Genomic DNA, 19,841 nt, shown 5'->3' on the forward strand with positions numbered 1-19,841 from the left:
GCAAGCGATGACCGTACCCAGATGGCACAAGAAGTTGGCCGCAGCCGGCCTGGTCCTCGGACTCGTGGCGATCGTCGCCGTTGCTCTCACCATGTTCTCGGGTGGGTTCACCAAGAGCACGCCCATCACCGTGACGTCCACGCGTGCAGGCCTGGTCATGGAACCGAATGCCAAGGTGAAGCTGCGCGGAGTGCAGGTCGGCCGCGTCGAATCGATCTCCCTCGTCGGCGACCAGGCAAACCTGAAGTTGGCGATGGATCCGGGCCAGATGTCGAAGATTCCGTCGAACGCCCGGGTGGAAATCAAGACCACCACGGTGTTCGGTGCGAAGTACGTCAACATCGTGATTCCCGACGACCCGTCGACCCAGCCGATCCAGGAGGGTGCTGTCATCGCCTCGGACAGCGTCACCGTCGAGTTCAACAGTGTCTTCGAACATCTTTCGGACGTACTCGCGAAGATCGAACCGGAAAAGCTCAACGCCACACTCGGCGCGATCTCCACTGCACTCAACGGGCGCGGCGAGTCGCTGGGTGAGGTTCTCGAGCTCGGTGACACCTATCTGAAGAAGATGAATCCGGTTCTGCCGCAGCTCCAGGAAGACTTGGTCGGCGCCGCCGATGTCACCAACCTGTACGCCGACGTGGCACCGGATCTGATGCGCATCCTCGACAACGCCACCGCGACAAGCGGATCGATCGTGGCGGAGCAGGCAAACCTCGACCTGCTGTTGCTCAACGTCACCGGCCTCGCGGACACCGGCAACGCGTTGTTGACCGACAACGAGCAGAACCTGACCACCGCCCTCGACACTCTGACCGCGACGACGACCCTGCTCGACAAGTACTCGTCGGGTCTGACGTGCTTCATCGTCGGGTTGAACGACGGCCGGATCAAGTTCGAGCCGCTGGCAGGCACCGGGGACAAAGCGGCACTGATGCTGAGCGCGAGCTTCATGTACGGCGCCGAGGCGTACCAGAACCCGCAATCTCTCCCCAAGGTCGCGGCCTCCGGTGGACCCAATTGTTATGGTCTGCCCGAATTCGATCCGAAGGTCGACGGGCATGCCCCGTTCGCAGTCACCAACACCGGCAACGTGCCTTTCGTTCCCAACACCGAACTGCGCGTCACCGTGCCGACTATTTTCCAGTATCTCTTCGGTGACTCCTACGAGCAGGAAGACGGGAAGTGATGAGACCGACCACGGTCAAGCTGCTGATTTTCACCGTCGTCATGGCGGTCATCTTCGCCGGACTGGCGATCGTCTTCAGTCAGGTGCGCTTCAGCAGCAGCAACGGATTTCACGCCACCTTCTCGGACGTCTCGGGACTCAAGTCCGGCGACAAGGTACGTATCGCCGGTGTTCCGGTCGGGTCGGTCACCGGAGTGTCCATCGGTGACTCCAACCAGGCCGAGGTCGAGTTCGACGTCGATACCAAGTACTCACTGATGAAGAGCACCAAAGCGACTGTGCGCTACGAGAACCTGGTGGGCGACCGCTACATGGAACTGCTCGAGGGCGCTGGTTCCACCGAGACGCTTTCGTCAGGTGGATCGATTCCAGTCGACCAGACGTCGCCCGCGCTCGATCTGGATCTGCTGCTCGGCGGATTCAAGCCGCTGCTTCGCTCTCTCGACCCCCAGCAGGTCAACGACCTCTCCGGGGCCCTGCTCCAGGTACTCCAAGGCCAGGGTGGAACATTGGTTTCGCTTCTGGGAAACACCAGTTCGTTCACCAGCACGTTGGCGGACCGAGATCAGCTGATCGGGGACGTCATCACCAACCTCAACGACGTACTCGGCACGATCAACGACAAGGGTGATCAGTTCTCCACCACGATCGATCAGCTCCAGCAGTTGGTCAGTGGATTGGCGAAGGACAGTGGCCCGATCGGTAATTCGATCACCGAGATCGCCGGCGCCACCGGAGATCTCGCATCGCTGCTGCAGGCGACACGTCCGGACATCCAGACCCTGATCGGGGAGACCAACCGAACGATGACGCAGCTGGACCTGGGCAAGGACGACATCAACACCGCTCTCGGTCGTCTGCCGTCCGACTACCGGAAGCTGATCCGAGTGGGCACGTACGGAGCGTTCTTCCAGTTCTATCTGTGCGCCAACACTTTCAAGTTCTCCGGACCTGACGGAACGACGATCATCTTGCCCACGGCAGTGCAGGACACGGGAAGGTGCGCAAAAGTCTCATGACCCCTACCCGTGAACGCAATCCGGTACAGATCGGTGTCATCGGTCTCGTCCTGGCGGTGGCAACCGTGGGTGCCGCGCTTCAATACGATCAACTCCAGTTCATCAACGGCGGCATTCGCTACTCGGCGTACTTCCAGGATGCCGGCGGCCTGGTCACCGGCGACGACGTCACCATGGCCGGCGTGAAGGTCGGCAAGGTCAGCGACGTCGAACTCGACGACCAGAAGGTGCTGGTCACCTTCACCGTTCAAGACGGTGTCGCCCTGGGCGAGCAGACCGCGGCCGACATCAAGACCAACACGGTTCTCGGCCGAAAGTCGTTGGCGGTGCGGCCGGAAGGATCCGGACTGCTGCGCACGGACACGCCGATTCCTATCGAACGCACCAACTCCCCGTACTCGCTCAACGACGCTCTGGGTGACCTCGGTACCACGGTGTCCGAACTCGACACGGAACAGATCAACGATTCGCTCAACGCGATCTCGGACACCCTGGCCGATACTCCGCCAGAACTTCGCACCGCATTGGACGGAATGACGCGGCTTTCGCAGAGCATCAACTCACGCGACGAGAGCCTGCTCCAATTGCTCTCGCGGGCCGAAGATGTCACCAAGATCCTCTCCGACAGAAGCGGTCAGATCGATTCGTTGCTGGTTGACGGCAACAAGCTGTTTGCCGAACTCAGCTTGCGGCGTGACGCGATCAGCGAACTGATCGTCAACACCGGCGCAGTCTCACGTCAACTGTCAGCGCTTGTGCAGGAGAACGAGGCTCAGATGGGGCCGACCCTCGAGAAGCTGAATTCGGTCGCCGAGGTTCTTCAGCAGAACAAGGACAACATCGCCGGGGCGCTCGACGGCCTCGGACCGTACATCACCGCGCTCGGCGAGACCGTGGCCAGCGGCCCGTTCTTCGATGCCTTCATCATCAACATTCTGCCGAGTAACTGGTGGAAGACCTTGGTGGACACCAGCGTCGCGCCCGAGCAGGTTCCGGGCGACCTGGAAGACTTCTTCCCCGGCATTCCACCGACGATCAGGGGGCCGGGAGAATGACCGAGACCATGACTTCACAGGATTCACAGGGCTCCACCAACCCACGCAAGAAGTGGGTGCTGATCGGAGCGGGCGTGCTGGTCGCGCTGCTCGTGGCGGGTGCGGCCTACCTCTTCATCCCTGGCCTGGGCAAGACCAAGATCTCCGCGCACTTCGTCTCGACGACAGGTCTCTACGAGGGCGACGTCGTGCGAGTGCTCGGTGTCAACGTCGGCAAGGTGACGAAGATCGAACCGCGTGATCGGGACACGTACGTCGAGATGAAGATCGACTCGAGCGTCGACGTTCCGGCAGATGCCAAGGCGCTCATCGTTGCTCAAAGCCTCGTGTCCGCACGCTTCGTGCAATTGACCCCCGTGTACTCCGGCGGGGAACAGATGCCCAATGGCGGCGAGATCCCGATCGAGCGCACCGCCGTTCCTGTGGAGTGGGACGAGATCAAGACCGAACTGACCAAACTGTCTGACGCACTCGGACCGGAGGGTCTGGACGATCAGGGTTCCCTCGGCCGATTCATCGACACCGTGGGAACGAACCTCGACGGTAACGGTGAGTCCATTCGGTCGACGTTGCGCGAACTCTCGGCCACGATGCACACGCTGTCCGAAGGCCGGACCGATTTGTTCTCCACCATTCGGAACCTGCAGGCGTTTGTCACTGCGTTGTCCTCGAGCAACGAGCAGATCGTGCAGTTCAGCGGTCACCTCGCTTCGGTGACAAGCGTTCTCGCAAGCAGTTCCGACGAGTTGGGCACCGCCCTCAGCGATCTCGACCTGGCGGTGGGCGACGTTCAGCGGTTCGTCAAGGACAACAGCGAGGGACTGAGCGAATCGGTCGCGCGTCTGGCCGATGCCACCCAGGTACTGACGGACAAGCGCCCGGAGATCGAGCAGGTTCTGCACTCCGGACCGACGTCGCTTGCCAACTTCTATCAGATCTACAAACCGGCTCAGGGCAGCATGACCGGCGCAATTGCACTGAGTAACTTCAAGAATCCAATCCAGTGGATCTGTGGTTCCATCGAAGGCATCGACAGTGGTAACTCCCAGAACAGTGCCGACCTGTGTAAGCAGTACCTCGGGCCGGTGCTCAGCACGATGATCGGCAACTACCCCGGATTCCTGTTCAACCCGGTCGCGGGCGTGCAGGCTTTCCCGGATCAGATCGTCTACACCGAACCGGGATTGGAAGCGGCAAGTCAGAATCAGCCGGAAACCGTCGCAGGACCGATGTCAGGTGCTCCCATGACGAGTGTTCCCAAGGATCTCGCCGAACTCTTCAACATGGGCGGAGGGAACTGATGCGGGTAGCTCGCAAGACCACGGTTGCCGTGTTGGCCACGGCAGTGGCACTCGGCGCCAGCGGTTGTGAATGGAACGGTCTCAACTCTGTGCCGATGCCAGGAACTCAGGGCCGGGGCGAAGGCGCATACGAGGTCCAGATCGAGATGCCGAACGTGACTACCCTGTCGCAGAATTCGCCCGTCCGGGTGGATGACGTTGCAGTGGGAAGCGTTTCGAACATCGAGGTTCAGGGCTGGCACGCTCTGGTGACGGTGTCGCTGAATCCCGAGGTTCAGTTGCCTGCCAACGCGACGGCGAAAATCGGCCAGACCAGCTTGCTCGGCTCTCAGCACATCGAGTTGGCACCGCCGGTTGGAGAAGAGCCCGAGGGCCGACTCGAAGCCGGTGACTTGATTCCCATCGAGCGGGCGGGCGCTTACCCGACGACGGAACAGACGCTGTCGTCTCTGTCGGTTGTTCTCAACGGCGGCGGTCTCGCTCAGGTTCAGGACATCACGAAGGAACTCAACGCCGCTCTCGGTGGGCGTGAAGATTCCGTTCGAGACCTCCTGCCTCAGCTCGATCAGCTGGTCGGAAGTCTGGACAAGCAACGAGGCGACATCGTTTCGGCGATGGAAGGACTCGATCGACTGTCCTCGACCGTCCAGGCACAGCACGACACCTTGAACAAAGCGCTCGAAGGTATTCCGCCGGCACTCGAGGTTCTTGTCGCTCAGCGTCAGGACATCACCAACGCGTTGACCTCCCTCGGTGGTCTCAGCGAGGTGGCGAGCCGTGTCATCCAGGAGAGCGGCGACGATTTCGCGACCAACGTTCGGGCTCTTTCGCCGACTCTGAAGGCCTTGGCGGATTCGGGTAACGCTCTCACTCAAGTTCTCGGAGTCCTCTTGACGTTCCCGTTCCCACAGAACGGAATCGACAACGTCATCCGCGGTGACTACGCCAACCTGGCGATGACCATCGACATCTCGCTGCCCCGACTCGACGCGAACTTCCTCACCGGAACTCCGTTGGCGGGAACGCTCTCCGGCCCGGAAGGTGTGTTGGGTAAGCAGGCCGGGCTCGCCGGACAGACAGGCAACCCGTTGAGCGATCCGCTCAAGCCTGCCGCACCGCCGGCCCAGGCTCCCGCCGGACAGGCTCCCGCTGCGCAGGCCCCGGCAGCGGATCCGAATACCATTCAGATTCCGGGACTTCCGCCGATCAACATTCCAGGACTTCCTCAGGGGGCACCGGCACCATGATGCTCACAAAGTTCGTCCGTATCCAGCTCATCATCTTCGCCGTCTTGACGGTTGTCGGTTTGATCGTGATGGCCACTCAGTACGTGCGTGTTCCGGCGATGGTCGGTATCGGCCGATACGACGTCACTGTCGAATTGCCCGCCACCGGTGGGCTGTACAAGAACTCGAACGTCACCTACCGCGGTCAGACCATCGGTGTCGTGAACGCGGTGGAGCTCTCGGAGACGGGTGTGAATGCGCGACTGTCTCTCGAGAGTGGCGTCAAGGTTCCGTCGGACGTCGATGCTGCGGTCAAGAGTGTGTCGGCGATCGGCGAGCAGTTCGTCGACCTGATTCCGCACACCGACAGCTCCGGAGCGATCGTCGTCGACGGGCATCTGGAAAACGGATCGGTGATTCCCGAAGACAGAACCAGCATTCCGCAGGATGTCGGCGCGATGCTCGATCAGGCAGATCTGTTGCTGCAGAGCATTTCCGACACCAAGCTCAAGACCGTCATCGACGAATCCTTCAAGGCGTTCAACGGTGCCGGCCCGGATCTGCAGAAGCTGATCGACTCGGCTCGGCTGTTCGTCGAGGAGGCGAACAACAACTCCGACGCGACCAAGACGCTGATCGAGCAGGCCGGTCCACTCCTGGACACTCAGGTGGTCAGCAGCGACGCCATCCGTTCCTGGACAAGCAATCTGGTGACGTTCACCGACCAGCTCCGAGCCAGCGACCCTGATCTGCGTGCCGTCATCCAGAAGGGTCCGGCCGCAGCGGCGGAGGCGAATGCTCTTCTGCAAGACATGCAGCCGACATTGCCGATTCTTCTGGCGAACCTCGTGTCCGTCGGACAGGTCGGCGTGATCTACAACAACGCGATCGAGCAGATTCTGGTCATCTACCCGCCGCTGGCCGCAGCGCTGGTCACGGTGGCAGGCTCCGGCCCGGCTGCGGATGGTGCACTGGTGGACTTCCACATGGAGGTCAACGACCCGCCGCCGTGCACTACAGGATTCCTGCCCGCAGAGCAGTGGCGCAGTCCGAAGGACGAATCACCGATCGAGACGCCGTCGGATCTCTTCTGCCAGGTTGCCCAGGATTCGCCGATCGCCGTGCGCGGCGCGAGAAACCTTCCCTGCGAGGAGTATCCGGGACGTCGTGCGCCGACGGTCGAACAGTGCCGTTCCGGCTACGTACCGATGGGCACGAACCCGCAATCCGGGCCTCCGGAACCGATTACCGCGACCCCGAGCTCGTACACGTCGACGCCTTCGGTCTCGGCTCGTCGGTACGATCCGATTACAGGCACGTACATCGGGCCGGACGGAAGGACGTACTCGCAACCGAACCTCGGTGGCGGCGACGTCAGTCTCGAACAGTTCATGAAGGGTCAGCAGGGTTGATGACAGACGAAGATCCACAGGCCGGGCAGCGGGTGCGCCGTCGCGCATCCCGCAGCGCCGGACCCACGGGTGCGGATGCAGACGCTGCCGCGGTAGTAGTGCCCACCGAAAAGAAGTCGGCCGAACAGAAGCCAGCCGAGCAGAAGGCGGCTGAGCAGAAGGCGGCGGCGCCAGTTGCTTTGGGCAAGCCCGATACTCCACCTGAGAAGGTCGTCAGCGGTGATCAGGTCGCGACCAAGGCTGAGCCGACCGGCGCCGCCGAAACCCCCGCAGAAACTGCTGTGGACACCCCTGTTCGTTCGAAGCCCAAGGCCGGGTTGGTAGTCGGGATCGCCGTTGCTTCGGTGATCGCTGTTGCTCTTGCGGCCCTGACGGTGTTTCTTCTCGTCGACCGGAACAAGGCGTCCAATGCCGACGAGGACCGAGCCCGCTACGTGGCCGGTGCCCGGACCACCGCACTGAATCTGACGACACTGCACGCGGATACAGCGGCTGCCGACCTCGACAAGTTCCTCGCCGGCACCACCGACGAGTTCAAGTCGCAGTTCGACGGACGCAAGGATTCGTTTGTCAACGTCCTCGGGCAGGCCGGAGTTCAGACCGACGGCGAGGTACTCGAAGCCGGGTTCGAGAAGTCCGACGGCGATTGCGGGACTTCATTGGTCGCGGTGCGTGCGATGCAGAAGAACGGCGACGAAGCGCCCGCTGAACGCAACTACCGACTTCGAATCACCATGTGCGACGTCGACGGGCAGTTGCTTGCCTCGAATGTGGAGTTTGTGCCATGACCCCAGAAGTAATCCCCGAGACGTCCAAGCCCAAGCGCGTCTCACCGCTCGCCATCGTTCTGTGCGTCATCAGTGCAGTGGCCATCGCGTTGGCGGCAGTGTCGGCGTATCTCTACTTCGGTCCGGGTGGAACGCGTGACATTGCGGCGATCGATCAGACCAGAGACGAAGTGGCACAGGCCTCTTCCGATCAGGCGGTTGCGATGTTCCAGTACGACTACAACAACGTCGACCAGCAGTTGCACGCGGCCACAGACGGTTTGACGGGCGATTTCCAGGGCACGTTCACCAACCTGATCGAATCGGTGATCATTCCGGGAGCCAAGGAAAAGTCGCTGACCGTTCAGGTAGTCGTCCAGGGCGCCGCGGTTCTCGACGCCGAGGCAGACAGTGCGACGACGATGCTGTTCCTCAATCAGATCACCACGTCTTCGGAATCACCCGAAGCCGTCGCCAGTGGTAGTCGCGTCAAGATGAGTCTGGAGAAGCAGGACGGGCGTTGGCTCGTGAACAACGTCCAACCCTTCTGATCGATCACCTGAAACAGGCTGGGGTCGATCACCTGAAACAGGCTGGGGCCGCGGAGATTCACTCTCCGCGGCCCCAGCCTTTGTGCACTGTCCTCAGTGGTCTTGTGCTTCGGCCGGGGCGATCAGCGCCGGACCTGCGGCACCGCCGTGCGCGAGCGCGTCGAGGAACGAGCGTGCCCAGCGGTCGACGTCGTGGGTCAGGACCTGACGACGTAGCGCACGCATGTGGCGTCGGCCGTCCTCTCGCGGTTGATTGAGGGCCTTCTCCATCGAATCCTTGACGTCGTCGAGGTCGTGGGGATTGCACAGGAAAGCCTGGCGGAGTTCTGCTGCAGCGCCGGTGAATTCGCTGAGCAGCAATGCGCCGCCCAGATCACTGCGGCAGGCGACGTACTCCTTGGCGACCAGGTTCATACCGTCACGCAGCGGTGTGACCAGCATGAGGTCGGCAGCGACGAAGAACGCGACCAGTTCGTCGCGGGGGATCGGCCGATGGATGTAGTGGACGACGGGGCGACCGACTTCGCTGAACTCGCCGTTGATCCGGGAGACCTTCTGCTCGATGTCTCCGCGCATCTGTACGTAGCTTTCGACACGTTCGCGGCTCGGGGTCGCCAACTGCACCATGACCGTGTCGGCGGGATCGATGCGCTTCTCCATGAGAAGTTCGTGGAGTGCGGCGAGCCTGACGTCGATGCCCTTGGTGTAGTCGAGGCGGTCGACGCCCAGCATGATGTGCTTGGGGTTTCCGAGTTCTTTGCGAATCTGCTTGGCGCGGTCTCGAATTGCCTTGGTGCGTGATAGCTCGTCGAGCTTGCCGGAGTCGATGGAGATGGGGAATGCACCGACGCGGACGCTACGGAAACCTACTTGCACCACACCGAGTTTGGAGCGGACGCCGACGGTTCCGCGTGAAGTCTGCTGTCCGGCAAGGCGTCTGGCCAGATAGAGGAAGTTCTGTGCGCCACCCGGAAGGTGGAAGCCGATGAGGTCGGCGCCGAGGAGGCCTTCGACGATCTCGGTGCGCCACGGCATCTGCATGAACAGCTCGACCGGGGGAAACGGAATGTGCAGGAAGAATCCGATGGTGAGGTCGGGGCGCAGCATCCGCAGCATCTTCGGTACCAACTGCAGCTGGTAGTCCTGGATCCAGACGGTTGCGCCCTGAGCCGCTGCCTTGGAAGTGGCTTCGGCGAACCGCCGATTCACCTCGACGTAGGCGTTCCACCATTCGCGGTGGTACTCGGGTTTGACGATGACGTCGTGATAGAGCGGCCAGAGGGTGGCGTTGGAGAACCCCTCGTAGTACTCGTTGATCTCCTCGGCGCTCAGCGGCACGGGGTAGAGCTCGAGTCCGTCTTCGACGATGGGGTCGAGATCGGCGTCGGGCACGCCCGCCCAGCCCACCCACGCGCCCTGATTGCTGCGCAGAATCGGCTCGAGAGCGGTGACCAGTCCACCGGGGCTCCGCTTCCAGCGGGTGGTGCCGTCGGGAAGCCGTTCCAAGTCGACGGGCAGGCGGTTCGCTACGACGACGAACTCAGCCTGCCCGGACACGGTGTCACCGGTCGAAGAAGCAAGTGCGCTGTCAGAAAGGGTTGAACTGGTCGAATCCGGACTGACAGGCACGTGGTTCCTTCTCGGTCGGTGAGGGAAAGATTCAGTCGAGCTTGGCGGCGGGAGAGATACCGAGCATCGAGAGCAGCATCCTGCACTCGTCGGCATCCTCCGCGTATGCAGCGACAACGTGCTGCGCCATGCGCGCTGTTTCCTCGGCGACGGTCTCGATTTCCTCGTCCGCGATCTCGGTTTCGACGGTCGTGTTCTCAGCCATCATGTTCCTCTCGTGCTTGCCTGCACGGCGCAAGCAATGTTTCTTACTCGCGACTCTATGAGAACTGGGCGTGTCGACGCTAGTTGCTCATGTATTAGGGTCGACTTACTTATCTCTGTACTCAACTTTATCGCTTCCATCGATGCTTGGAGTTCCATGAGTTCGACCCCCTCGAGTGTGACCGTCGACTCGGACGAGCCCGATAGTGGCAATCACAGTGGTGCTGCGATTTTGCGACGCGTCCTCGTCCGCAACCGTCGCCCGCTCGCTATCGGCACGGTTCTGGTCTGTCTGCACCAACTGACCGAGACGGCGGTGCCGATCTCCATCGGTGTGATCATCGACCGTGCGGTGGAGACTTCAGACACCACGGCCCTGATCGTCTCCATCGTCGGCCTCGCGGCTCTGTTTCTCGTTCTGACGGCCGCGTGGCGCTTCGGTGCACGCTTCATCGTCACCGCGATGCAGCAGGAGGCTCATCGCCTCCGGCTCGAGGTGGCGCACCGCGTCCTCGATCCGCGTGGGGTGCGCACCGATCTGCGTTCAGGTGAACTGCTGACTGTTTCGACATCGGACGCCGAGCAGACTTCGTGGATCGCGGACATCGTCCCGCGCGCGGCTGCGGCCCTGACGGCTGCGGTCGCGTCGGCCGCGGCTTTGGTGTGGATCGACCTCTGGCTGGGATTGGCCGTTCTGATCGGAACGCCGGTCATTCTCGGTCTGCTGCAATTGGCGGCGCCGCTCATCACGTCGAGGGCCACCGGTCAGCAGGCGTCGATCGCGCGGGCGTCGGCGATGGCTACGGATCTGGTCAGCGGATTGCGTCCACTGCGCGGTATCGGCGGTGAGAAGACCGCGTCGGCTCGCTATCGCACAGTCAGCCGTCAGGCGCTCGCGTCGACGATCGGCACGGCCAAGGCGACCGGTATCTACACCGGCGTTGCCGCGACCGTCAGTGCGTTGCTCGCGGTCGGTGTTGCGGGCTTCGCCGGGTACTTCGCGTTGCAGGGCCGGATCACGGTCGGTGAACTGATCACCGTGGTGGGGCTTGCGCAGTTCATCATCGAACCGCTCGGATTGCTTGCGTCCATTCCCGGATACTTCGCGGTGGCGCGGGCGTCGTCGGATCGACTGGCATTGGTCTTGGACGCGGAGCCACTGCGGGGCGCGGGTTCGCAGACCGAACTCGAAGGCACCGACCTGACCCTCGACGGAGTCGAGTACAAGTCGCTCAAGGGCATCGACTTGCACCTGCCTGCGGGAGAACTGCTGGGCGTCGTGGCTTACCAGCCGCAGGACGCCGACGCTCTTGTCGCGGTCCTGTCCGGTCAGCTGGCTCAGGGCGCGTATCGCGGAGTGGTGAGGGTTGGCGGAATCAGCCTGTCCGACATGGACTTGCGATTGGCGCGTCGGACGGTCTTGGTGGAGCCGCACATCACCGATCTGTTCTCCGGGTCCCTCGCCTCGAACGTCACTGCGGGCGCCGGTGACGGCGCTGCTCTAGACATCCAGAGCGCTCTGGCAGCGTCGGCAGCGGCGGATGTCGTCGACGCACATCCGGACGGTCTCGACCTCGAAGTGACCGATCGAGGCGCCAGTTTGTCGGGAGGTCAGCGACAACGCGTCGCCCTCGCGCGCGCCTTGGTGGCACAGGCACCCGTGATGGTCCTGCACGATCCGACTACGGCAGTGGACGCGGTGACCGAGGCGTCGATCGCCGAAGGAATCGCAGAACTGCGGCACGAGGGTGCCGGTGGCATCCACACGACGGTATTGATCACCAGCAGCCCCGCTTTGCTGGCTGTGACGGATCGAGTGATCGTCTTGAACGACGGAGTGATTGCCTCGATCGGCACACATTCCGAACTCTCTCGCGGCGACGCGAACTACCGAGGAGCGGTGCTGCGGTGACGGCCACGGACATGACAACCGATATGCCGGCCGGGGAGAACGCCGAGAAGGTGACCGAGCGCGAACTGTTGCCGATCGCGAGTGGTCGCCAGACCTGGAAGTGGTTGCGGGCAGCGCTGGCCGAACACCGGATGCAGAGCCTGTTGGTCCTGATCGTCGCGGCTTCGGCGTCGGCGATGGCCTTGGTGCCGATTTACGTATTCGGTGTCCTGGTCGACCGGGTCCGGGACAACGCGCCCACGTCGACGATCGTCGGGGTGGTCGTGACCATCGCCGCCGCCGCAATCGTGGGCGGTGTGTTCACCGGTGTGGCCGCCTATCTGATCAAGCGACTCGGCGAGACGATTCTGGCGGACCTGCGCGAGCGAACCGTGGACCGGGCACTGCGCCTGCCGATCCAGACCGTCGAGAAGGTCGGCAAGGGCGATCTGCTCTCACGAGTCGGCGACGACGTGTCGGTGATCGCCAAGGCCGTGTCCGACGTGGTTCCCGGCATGATCGCAGCAGTTCTGCTCGTGGCTCTGAGCATGGTGACCATGCTGGGACTCGACTGGCGCCTCGGCCTCGCCGGAATGGTCGCGCTGCCGATGTACGCGCTGGCGCTCAAGTGGTACCTGCCACGATCGGCTCCCATTTACGCTGCCGAGCGGGTAGCGATGGGCGCTCGTTCACAAGCGCTCATCAGCAGCCTCCAGGGTGCCAAGACGGTCCGCGCGTACAGCCTCGAGAAGGAACACCTCGGTCAGATAGATGCGGCGTCGGCAAAAGCGCGTGATCTGGCCGTCGGCGTGTTCGGCCTGTTCACGAGGTTCGCCGGTCGCGGTAACCGCGCCGAATTCGTGGGCTTGTCCATGATTCTCGTCGTCGGATTCCTGCTGGTCCGTGAGGACGTCGTGACAGTCGGCCAGACGACGACTGCTGCTCTGCTGTTCCATCGCCTGTTCAACCCGATCGGCTCGCTGCTTTACACCTTCGACGAAGTGCAGTCGGCCGGCGCCAGCCTCGCGCGACTGGTCGGCGTCGTCGAGATCGAGGAAACGGAGCCTTCGACGGATGCAGGTTCCGTTCCGGCCGACGGTTCGCTGCGTCTGGACGACATTCGGCACAGCTACGACGGTGGCCATGAGGTTCTCCACGGAGTGACTCTCGCCTTGCGAGCGGGGGAGCGCGTGGCGCTCGTCGGTTCGACCGGAGCCGGAAAAACGACGCTTGCGGCGATCGCTGCCGGTTCGATCACTCCGACGTCGGGGCGGGTGTCGATCGGTGGTGTCCCGCTTGCCGACCTCGACGACCTACGACGCCACATCGCGATCGTGAGTCAGGAGGTCCATGTTTTTGCCGGGCCCCTGATCGAGGATCTGAGGTTGGCCGCGCCCGAATCCTCGGACGAGGACGTAGCCGCGGCACTGCGGACGGTCGGCGCGTACGAGTGGGTGGAGGCTCTCGACGAGGGAATGCTGACCGTCGTGGGCGAAGGCGGGCACGAGATGACGGCGGCACAGGCGCAGCAGTTGGCTTTGGCGCGACTGGTGTTGGCCGACCCGGCCGTCGCGGTACTGGACGAAGCTACAGCGGAGGCGGGCAGCGCCGGAGCACGGGAACTGGAAGCGACTGCCGAAGCCGCTACGGAGGGCCGCACCACTCTGGTTGTTGCACACCGGCTTACACAGGCTGCGGGCGCCGACCGAGTGATCGTGCTCGAACACGGACAGATCGTAGAAGAAGGCCCGCACCGCGAACTGGTGTCCGCGGGCGGGCGTTACGCACAACTGTGGGCGGCCTGGGAAGGTCGCGACTGAGGGGTTGTACTGGGGTTTGCACTGAGGGGTTTGTTCAGACGATCAGGTGAGGTACCCGCCGCCGTGGGGGAAGAACTCGGCGGCGGTGTACTCGCTGCCGTCGTCGAGTCGGACGCGCTCGATCCGCAGTCCCTTGTTCTTGCCCGACCATGCGTCGGGGCCCGCGACGATCACCATGCCGTCGTCTTCCTGGATGAACACGCGGCCGGGGGTTCCTCCGTAGTGCCCGCGTGAGACGGACGCCTTCAGGATGCGGATGCGCTGGCCCTTGAACTCCGCGAAAGCGTTGGGGTACGGATCGGACTGTGCCCGGACGAAACGCTCGATGACCTCGGCCGGCCAGGACCAGTCGACGTGGCTGTCCTGCGGTGCACGCTTGTGGAAGAACGTGGCCTGCGATCGGTCCTGCGGCGTCCAGTCGGTCCGCCCGGACGCGATCAGATCCAGGGCGTCGAGTGTGATGGGGCCGATCATGTCGATCGTGCGGTGGAACAGATCGGTGACGGTGTCGGTCGGGCCGACCGTTGTCGATCGCTGCAGCACGATGTCGCCCGCATCGAGTTCCTCGTCCATCAGGTGCGCCGTGAGGCCGACTTCTTCTTCGCCGTTGATCAGAGCCCAGATGAGCGGGGAGAATCCCGTGTACTTGGGTAGCAGCGAATCGTGGATGTTGAGGGTGCCGTACTTGGGTGCGTCGAAGACCTCCGCCGGCAGCCAGGTACGCCAGTTGTTGGCGACGATGATGTCGGGAGCTGCTTCGGCCAGCGCGGCTTTGAAGGCGTCGTCAGGCTTGTTCGCCACGTGAACGGGTACACCGTTCTCGGCCGCCAGATCTGCAACCGAGTCCGCCCACATCTGTTCGTAGACGTGCTCACTCTTCGGGTGTGTGATTGCCAGCACGACCTCGTGATCGGAGTCGATCAAGGCCTGCAGGGTACGGTGGCCCCAGGTTTGGTATCCGAGCGTAGCGACTCTCAACGGGGGTCCTCCTGGACGAGCATGGGCTGGGGTTGCGGTCACACGACCGCCCATCAGCTTAGGCTATCCAACCAAAATTGTTGATCACACGTACGAGGAGGAAGGCTGACATGACGGTCGCCACAATCAACGGAATCCCCATCAATTACCAGGTCAAGGGTGATGGAGATCTGGTGGTGCTCATCATGGGGACCGGCAGCCCCGGCCGCGTCTGGGATCTGCACCAGACCCCGGCGCTGGTGGCCGCCGGCTACCGAGTCTGCACCTTCGACAACCGCGGAATCGCACCGTCCGGCGAGAGCCTCGGCGGCATCACGATGCCCGACATGGTTGCGGACACCGCCGGACTGATCGAGCACCTCGGTGGCGGCCCCGCCCATGTCATCGGAACCTCGATGGGCGCCCGGGTGGCGCAGGAACTGACGCTCGCCAGGCCCGATCTGGTTCGCAAAGCAGTGTTCCTCGCCGGCCACGCCCGGATGGATCATTTCCAGCAGGTCCTGACCGAGGGTGAGCGCCAGTTGTTCGACAGTGGCGTCGCTCTGCCGGCCAAATACCGTGCCGCAGTGACCGCGGTGATGAACCTTTCGCCGGCCACGCTGGCAGACGATCACTCCGCGCGCGACTGGATGGATATCTTCGAGTTCACCGGCGGCGCAACGTCACCGGGTGTTCGCGCGCAGCTCGGTATGGACCGCGCCTTCGATCGACGGGGCGCGTACAAGTCGATCATGCGCCCCTGCCTGTCCGTCGCTTTCGCCGACGACCGCATGATCCCGCCCTACCTCTCCCGCGAGGTGGCGGACTGCATCGCGACGGCGTCGTTCGAAGAGATTCCCGACGCCGGACACTACGGGTACCTCGAGCGTCCGGAGGCCGTGAACAAGGTGCTGATCGACTTCCTGGCGAAGTAGTTTTCCGCATGCGAGAAAGGGCCTGACCTGCTGACTGCAGGTCAGGCCCTTCTCATATTTCAGGCCAGTGCCAGGAACAGCTTCTCGAGTTCGGCCTCGGTCATCGGTTCCTGACCTTCCGCGCTGTCACCGCTCAGGCATTCACGCAGCCCGGAAGCGACGATCTTGAACCCTGCTCGGTCCAGCGCCTTCGACACGGCTGCGAGCTGCGTCACGACGTCCTTGCAGTCGCGGCCGTTCTCGATCATCGAGATGACCCCGGCAAGTTGGCCGTGAGCACGCCGCAGTCTGTTCAGTACGAGCGCAATGCTCTCTTCGTCGCCGGTCATGGTGGCCCCTTCTCGAGTGTTCGTGCTGCGACCGAGGGTACCCCTGGGGGCATGTCACTGCTTGATCCAGTGTTTGATCCGGCTGCGGTGTCAGATCAACGAGTCGACGGCTGCCCGCAACTTGACGGCGGCGTCGGCCGCCACGGACTCCAGGCCTGGTTCGCCGGAAACCTGAACCATGAGAGCGGGATTCATCGCTTCGACGAAGAACGAATTCTCGGTAGTCGTATCTTCGCGGACGACAACGTTGCACGGCAGCAGGAGGCCGATCTGACGATCCACCGAAACTGCCCGATGGGCCAACGGCGGGTTACAGGCACCTAGGATCAGGTACTTTTCCATGTCCTCGTCCAGCTTCGCCTTGAGTGTTGCCTGCATGTCGATCTCGGTCAGGATGCCGAAGCCCTGCTCGGCGAGAGCAGCACGAGTTCGGGTGACGACGTCGTCGAAAGTTCCGGTGACCTTGGCTGCGATCGCTGTCGGTTCTGTGGGTGTTGTCATTGCCCGCTCCTTGTCGTCGGCTTTGGTGCCATTGGCTTCGATGTCGTTGGCTTCGATTTCTCTTGTCTCCATCATACCCCTGGGGGTATCAAGAAGACAGTGATGTCGGGTACACGGTCAGCCATGCGAGAAGCTGATGTTCGGCAGGATGCGTCGTAACCATGCCGGCGCCCACCAGGCTGCCCGGCCGCTGAGGCGCAGGAGAACGGGCAGCAGCACCAAGCGGACGAGCACTGCGTCCAGGAGGACAGCTACACCGAGAATGATGCCCATTTCCTTGGGTGGCAAGGGATCTGCGAGCGCAAAAGTGAAGAAGACCGCAACCATCACCGCTGCTGCCGCCGCAATGACCCGACCCGAATGTGCGAGGCCGTCGATGTGTGCGGTCTCGGGGTCACCTGTGCGTTCGTAGTGCTCCTTGGCGCTCGAGAGCAGGAACACGGTGTAGTCCATCGCGATGGCAAAGATCATGGCGAAGAAGAAGACCGGACCCCACCCGTTGAGAAACCCCTGGGGATCGAAGCCGAGCAGGCCTGCTCCGTGGCCGTCCTGGAAAATCAACTTCGCGATTCCGAATGCGGCCCCAGTGGACAGCAGGCTGACCAGCGTGCCGATCAAGGCGATCAAGGGTGCCTGGAGGGCGATCAGCAGCAACAGGAATCCGAGCGTCAGAATCACGACCACCACGAAGGGAAGGTAGTCGTCGAGCGCCTGCTGAAGGTCGAGATTTTCAGCCGGAGCGCCGCCGACGAGCGCCGATTCCGGCAGTTGCGACCGAAGGTCGGCAAGGATGGTTTCCATCGCAGGATCTGACGGGTCGACGGTGGGAACTGCTTGCAGCATAACCAGATCGGATCCGTCGGCCGCTTGTTGCGTCGGGGTGATCATTGCGACGCCATCCACGCTCATGGCAAGACGCGAGGTGTCGGCTGCATCGTCGGCGGACGTGACGATCTGCAGCATTCCGGGTGCCCCGTCACCGAACTGCTGCTGCACCAATTCGTATCCCTGTCGAACCGGGGCGTCCTCGGGAACCACGGCGATGGAGGGCATTGCAACCTTCAGTCCGAACACCGGAACGACGAGAGCGATAAGGACGATCACGGCGCCGATGCCGAAAGGCCACGGGTGCTTGTGCAGCAGTGATGCCCAAGCTGCGAACATCGGGGAGCGGTGCTGCTGGCGCTTTGCATGCGGTAGTGAACCGCCGTTGACCTTGGCGCCGATCCGGCCGAGCACGGCAGGTAGCAGGGTGAGTGTTGCGGCGAGAACGAAGATCACAGCGAGCATGATTCCGACAGCCATCGTGCGTACGGCCGGGGCTGGAACGATGAGCACCGCAGACAAGCTGACCAGAACTGTGAGGCCGGAGAGGACAACAGCTTTGCCGGCGGTGTCCATCGTTTGAGCCACGGCGGCCCGCGGATCCGGATCGGTTCGCAGTGCTTCCCGGAACCTCGCGACGAGGAAGAGTGCGTAGTCGATGCCGAGTGCGAGAGCGAACATCATCGCGAAGTTCATGGCCCACACGGAAATCGGCGTGATCTCGTTGAGGATCACAAGCCCGCCCGCCGAGGCGACCAGACCTGCGAGTGTCAGAAGCAGTGGGAGTCCTGCGGCAACCAGGGAGCCGAAGGCCAACACCATGATCGCGAGAGTGACGGGCCACGACATCATTTCGGCCTTGATCATCGCTTCGTGATTGGCCTTGTTGAAATCGCTCCACAAAGCCGACGCGCCGGTGGGGTACACCTCGATGGTGTCCGTGGACAATGCAGTGAGTTCCTTGCCGAGTTCGTCTACCGCACTGACCATCTCGTCGGTACTTGCGTTGGCGCCCGCGATCATGATGCCGGTATGTCCGTCCGGGCTGATGGTCATGCCGGCCTGCGGGGCGACCACTTCGCCGAAACGAGGGTCCGCGGAGAAGATTTCCGTTGCCGCCGCCAGCGTTTGCTGCATCGACGGATCGGTGATGGGTAGAGAATCCGAGTGAACGACCACCTGCACTGCAGCGGAGGAGTTTCCACCGAAATGCTGCTCGGCCAACTCGCGAACCTGCACTGATTCGGATCCGTTTGCCTGCCAACCTGCGCCGGCGAGGGAGGTGAAGACGCTGGGTGCTGCGGCGCCGAGTGCGACCAACGCGATCAACCAGACGCCGATGACGAGGCGGGTGTGCGCCGCCATCGATCGACCGAGGCGCGCGAGTATGCCGTCGGATTGGGCGGGTGGGTCCGCGGTGACTGTTCTGGTCGCTGACATCTTCGCTCCTGATACGGGTGGGGGTATTCCTGACCGTCACCTGTATACCCCCAGGGGTATGTGTCTGTCACGTTTGAGGGTTCTCTATGCTGCTCGTTGCACCGTCTGATCGGAGACAGTGAAACGAACCGCGGTGAAACGAACCACGAGGAGCAGTGATCATGGACGCACACGACTGGGACGAGCGATACCGAGCGGTGACGGAGCCGTGGGGAATCGACCCGGCGGGAACCGTCGCAACACGAATTGCCGACCTGCAGCCGGGCACTGCGATCGATCTGGCCTGCGGCGACGGCCGTCACGCGCGGTGGATGGCCGGGCAAGGGTGGTCGGTGACTGCCGTCGACTACTCGTCGGTGGCGATCGATCTGGCACGGGCGAGTGACTTGGACAAGGCTGTCGACTGGCAGGTCGGCGACGCGACCACGTGGCAACCGGAAGGGGTAGTTGACCTGGTGTTGGTCAGCTTTCTTCACCTCGAGGTCGACGAGTTGGCCGACACGCTCAAACGCGTCGGGGAGTGGCTGACGCCAGGCGGGCGCGTCCTCTATTTGGGGCATTCGATCGAGAACTTCCACCGTGGTGTGGGCGGACCACCCGAACCGACCATTCTGCCCGGTATTTCCGATCTCGCTCGCGCCGCGGAGGGATCGAGGGTCTACGCCCTCGAACATGTCGTCCGGCCGCAGGACGGTAAGACGGCAATCGACGTTTTGCTCGAATTCGGTCCGTGGGAACAGGTCTGACCAGGGCGGGAGCGCACCTTCACGTTCCTGGGTAGCCTACC

Annotated in this window: 18 protein-coding genes; 12 read left to right on the forward strand and 6 right to left on the reverse strand. The window is 62.8% G+C overall.

Annotated features, from left to right (window positions below):
- Window positions 1-7 precede the first annotated feature (7 nt).
- The 8 genes from AC3WQS_RS11945 to AC3WQS_RS11980 are packed head-to-tail and all read left to right on the forward strand — an operon-like array spanning window position 8 to window position 8,523.
- Window positions 8-1,192, forward strand: a complete 1,185-nt coding sequence (locus AC3WQS_RS11945) for an MCE family protein (protein WP_003945815.1) — start codon at window positions 8-10, stop codon at window positions 1,190-1,192.
- Window positions 1,192-2,211: an MCE family protein gene (locus AC3WQS_RS11950; RefSeq protein WP_019746999.1), complete on the forward strand. Its 1,020-nt coding sequence runs from the start codon at window positions 1,192-1,194 to the stop codon at window positions 2,209-2,211. Before AC3WQS_RS11945 ends, AC3WQS_RS11950 begins: the two co-directional genes overlap by 1 nt.
- A complete protein-coding gene (locus tag AC3WQS_RS11955) occupies window positions 2,208-3,266 on the forward strand; it encodes an MCE family protein (protein ID WP_054781758.1) in 1,059 nt (352 codons plus the stop codon). Before AC3WQS_RS11950 ends, AC3WQS_RS11955 begins: the two co-directional genes overlap by 4 nt.
- Complete coding sequence (locus AC3WQS_RS11960) at window positions 3,263-4,567, forward strand: MCE family protein (protein WP_019747000.1); 1,305 nt, start codon at window positions 3,263-3,265, stop codon at window positions 4,565-4,567. Before AC3WQS_RS11955 ends, AC3WQS_RS11960 begins: the two co-directional genes overlap by 4 nt.
- Window positions 4,567-5,814, forward strand: a complete 1,248-nt coding sequence (locus AC3WQS_RS11965) for an MCE family protein (RefSeq protein ID WP_020968506.1) — start codon at window positions 4,567-4,569, stop codon at window positions 5,812-5,814. The genes AC3WQS_RS11960 and AC3WQS_RS11965 overlap by 1 nt, the downstream gene beginning before the upstream one ends.
- Window positions 5,811-7,205 (forward strand): MCE family protein, encoded by a 1,395-nt coding sequence (locus AC3WQS_RS11970; RefSeq protein WP_020906318.1) that lies wholly within the window; start codon window positions 5,811-5,813, stop codon window positions 7,203-7,205. Before AC3WQS_RS11965 ends, AC3WQS_RS11970 begins: the two co-directional genes overlap by 4 nt.
- Window positions 7,205-7,993: an Rv1363c family protein gene (locus tag AC3WQS_RS11975; RefSeq protein WP_029254526.1), complete on the forward strand. Its 789-nt coding sequence runs from the start codon at window positions 7,205-7,207 to the stop codon at window positions 7,991-7,993. The genes AC3WQS_RS11970 and AC3WQS_RS11975 overlap by 1 nt, the downstream gene beginning before the upstream one ends.
- Window positions 7,990-8,523 carry a twin-arginine translocation pathway signal gene (locus tag AC3WQS_RS11980; RefSeq protein ID WP_019747004.1) on the forward strand — a complete coding sequence of 178 codons (534 nt, stop codon included), beginning with the start codon at window positions 7,990-7,992 and terminating at the stop codon, window positions 8,521-8,523. The genes AC3WQS_RS11975 and AC3WQS_RS11980 overlap by 4 nt, the downstream gene beginning before the upstream one ends.
- 93 nt (window positions 8,524-8,616) lie before the next feature.
- On the opposite strand, the gene AC3WQS_RS11985 is transcribed toward AC3WQS_RS11980, so the two are convergent.
- Window positions 8,617-10,080, reverse strand: coding sequence for an alpha,alpha-trehalose-phosphate synthase (UDP-forming) (locus AC3WQS_RS11985; protein WP_020906320.1), 1,464 nt, complete (start codon window positions 10,078-10,080; stop codon window positions 8,617-8,619).
- Between the two features lie 103 nt (window positions 10,081-10,183).
- Entirely contained in the window at window positions 10,184-10,357 is a 174-nt protein-coding gene (locus AC3WQS_RS11990; protein WP_020968508.1) for a hypothetical protein, read from the reverse strand.
- Window positions 10,358-10,513: 156 nt separating this feature from the next.
- Here AC3WQS_RS11990 and AC3WQS_RS11995 point away from each other — a divergent pair, with 156 nt between their 5' ends.
- Both AC3WQS_RS11995 and AC3WQS_RS12000 read left to right on the forward strand, forming a co-directional pair.
- Window positions 10,514-12,268, forward strand: coding sequence for an ABC transporter ATP-binding protein (locus AC3WQS_RS11995; protein WP_259349067.1), 1,755 nt, complete (start codon window positions 10,514-10,516; stop codon window positions 12,266-12,268).
- Window positions 12,269-12,279: 11 nt separating this feature from the next.
- Window positions 12,280-14,067: an ABC transporter ATP-binding protein gene (locus AC3WQS_RS12000; protein ID WP_492713398.1), complete on the forward strand. Its 1,788-nt coding sequence runs from the start codon at window positions 12,280-12,282 to the stop codon at window positions 14,065-14,067.
- A gap of 42 nt (window positions 14,068-14,109) precedes the next feature.
- Here AC3WQS_RS12000 and AC3WQS_RS12005 read toward each other — a convergent pair whose 3' ends face one another.
- Window positions 14,110-15,045 carry a methionyl-tRNA formyltransferase gene (locus AC3WQS_RS12005; protein WP_007734348.1) on the reverse strand — a complete coding sequence of 312 codons (936 nt, stop codon included), beginning with the start codon at window positions 15,043-15,045 and terminating at the stop codon, window positions 14,110-14,112.
- Window positions 15,046-15,155: 110 nt separating this feature from the next.
- Between AC3WQS_RS12005 and AC3WQS_RS12010 the strand changes: the two genes are divergently transcribed.
- Complete coding sequence (locus AC3WQS_RS12010) at window positions 15,156-15,959, forward strand: alpha/beta fold hydrolase (protein ID WP_020906324.1); 804 nt, start codon at window positions 15,156-15,158, stop codon at window positions 15,957-15,959.
- A gap of 59 nt (window positions 15,960-16,018) precedes the next feature.
- Here AC3WQS_RS12010 and AC3WQS_RS12015 read toward each other — a convergent pair whose 3' ends face one another.
- The 3 genes from AC3WQS_RS12015 to AC3WQS_RS12025 form a co-directional block, all read right to left on the reverse strand.
- Entirely contained in the window at window positions 16,019-16,288 is a 270-nt protein-coding gene (locus tag AC3WQS_RS12015) for a metal-sensitive transcriptional regulator (RefSeq protein ID WP_007734349.1), read from the reverse strand.
- 90 nt (window positions 16,289-16,378) lie between these two features.
- Complete coding sequence (locus tag AC3WQS_RS12020; RefSeq protein WP_492713397.1) at window positions 16,379-16,789, reverse strand: DUF302 domain-containing protein; 411 nt, start codon at window positions 16,787-16,789, stop codon at window positions 16,379-16,381.
- Window positions 16,790-16,906: 117 nt separating this feature from the next.
- The gene (locus tag AC3WQS_RS12025; RefSeq protein ID WP_492713396.1) at window positions 16,907-19,054 is read right to left on the reverse strand and encodes an MMPL family transporter; all 2,148 of its coding nucleotides are present in this window, start codon (window positions 19,052-19,054) and stop codon (window positions 16,907-16,909) included.
- A 161-nt stretch (window positions 19,055-19,215) separates the two neighbouring features.
- Here AC3WQS_RS12025 and AC3WQS_RS12030 point away from each other — a divergent pair, with 161 nt between their 5' ends.
- Window positions 19,216-19,800: a class I SAM-dependent methyltransferase gene (locus tag AC3WQS_RS12030; protein ID WP_060938453.1), complete on the forward strand. Its 585-nt coding sequence runs from the start codon at window positions 19,216-19,218 to the stop codon at window positions 19,798-19,800.
- The last annotated feature ends 41 nt before the right edge of the window (window positions 19,801-19,841 follow it).

The sequence above is a fragment of the Rhodococcus sp. FW305-130 genome, assembly GCF_058788335.1.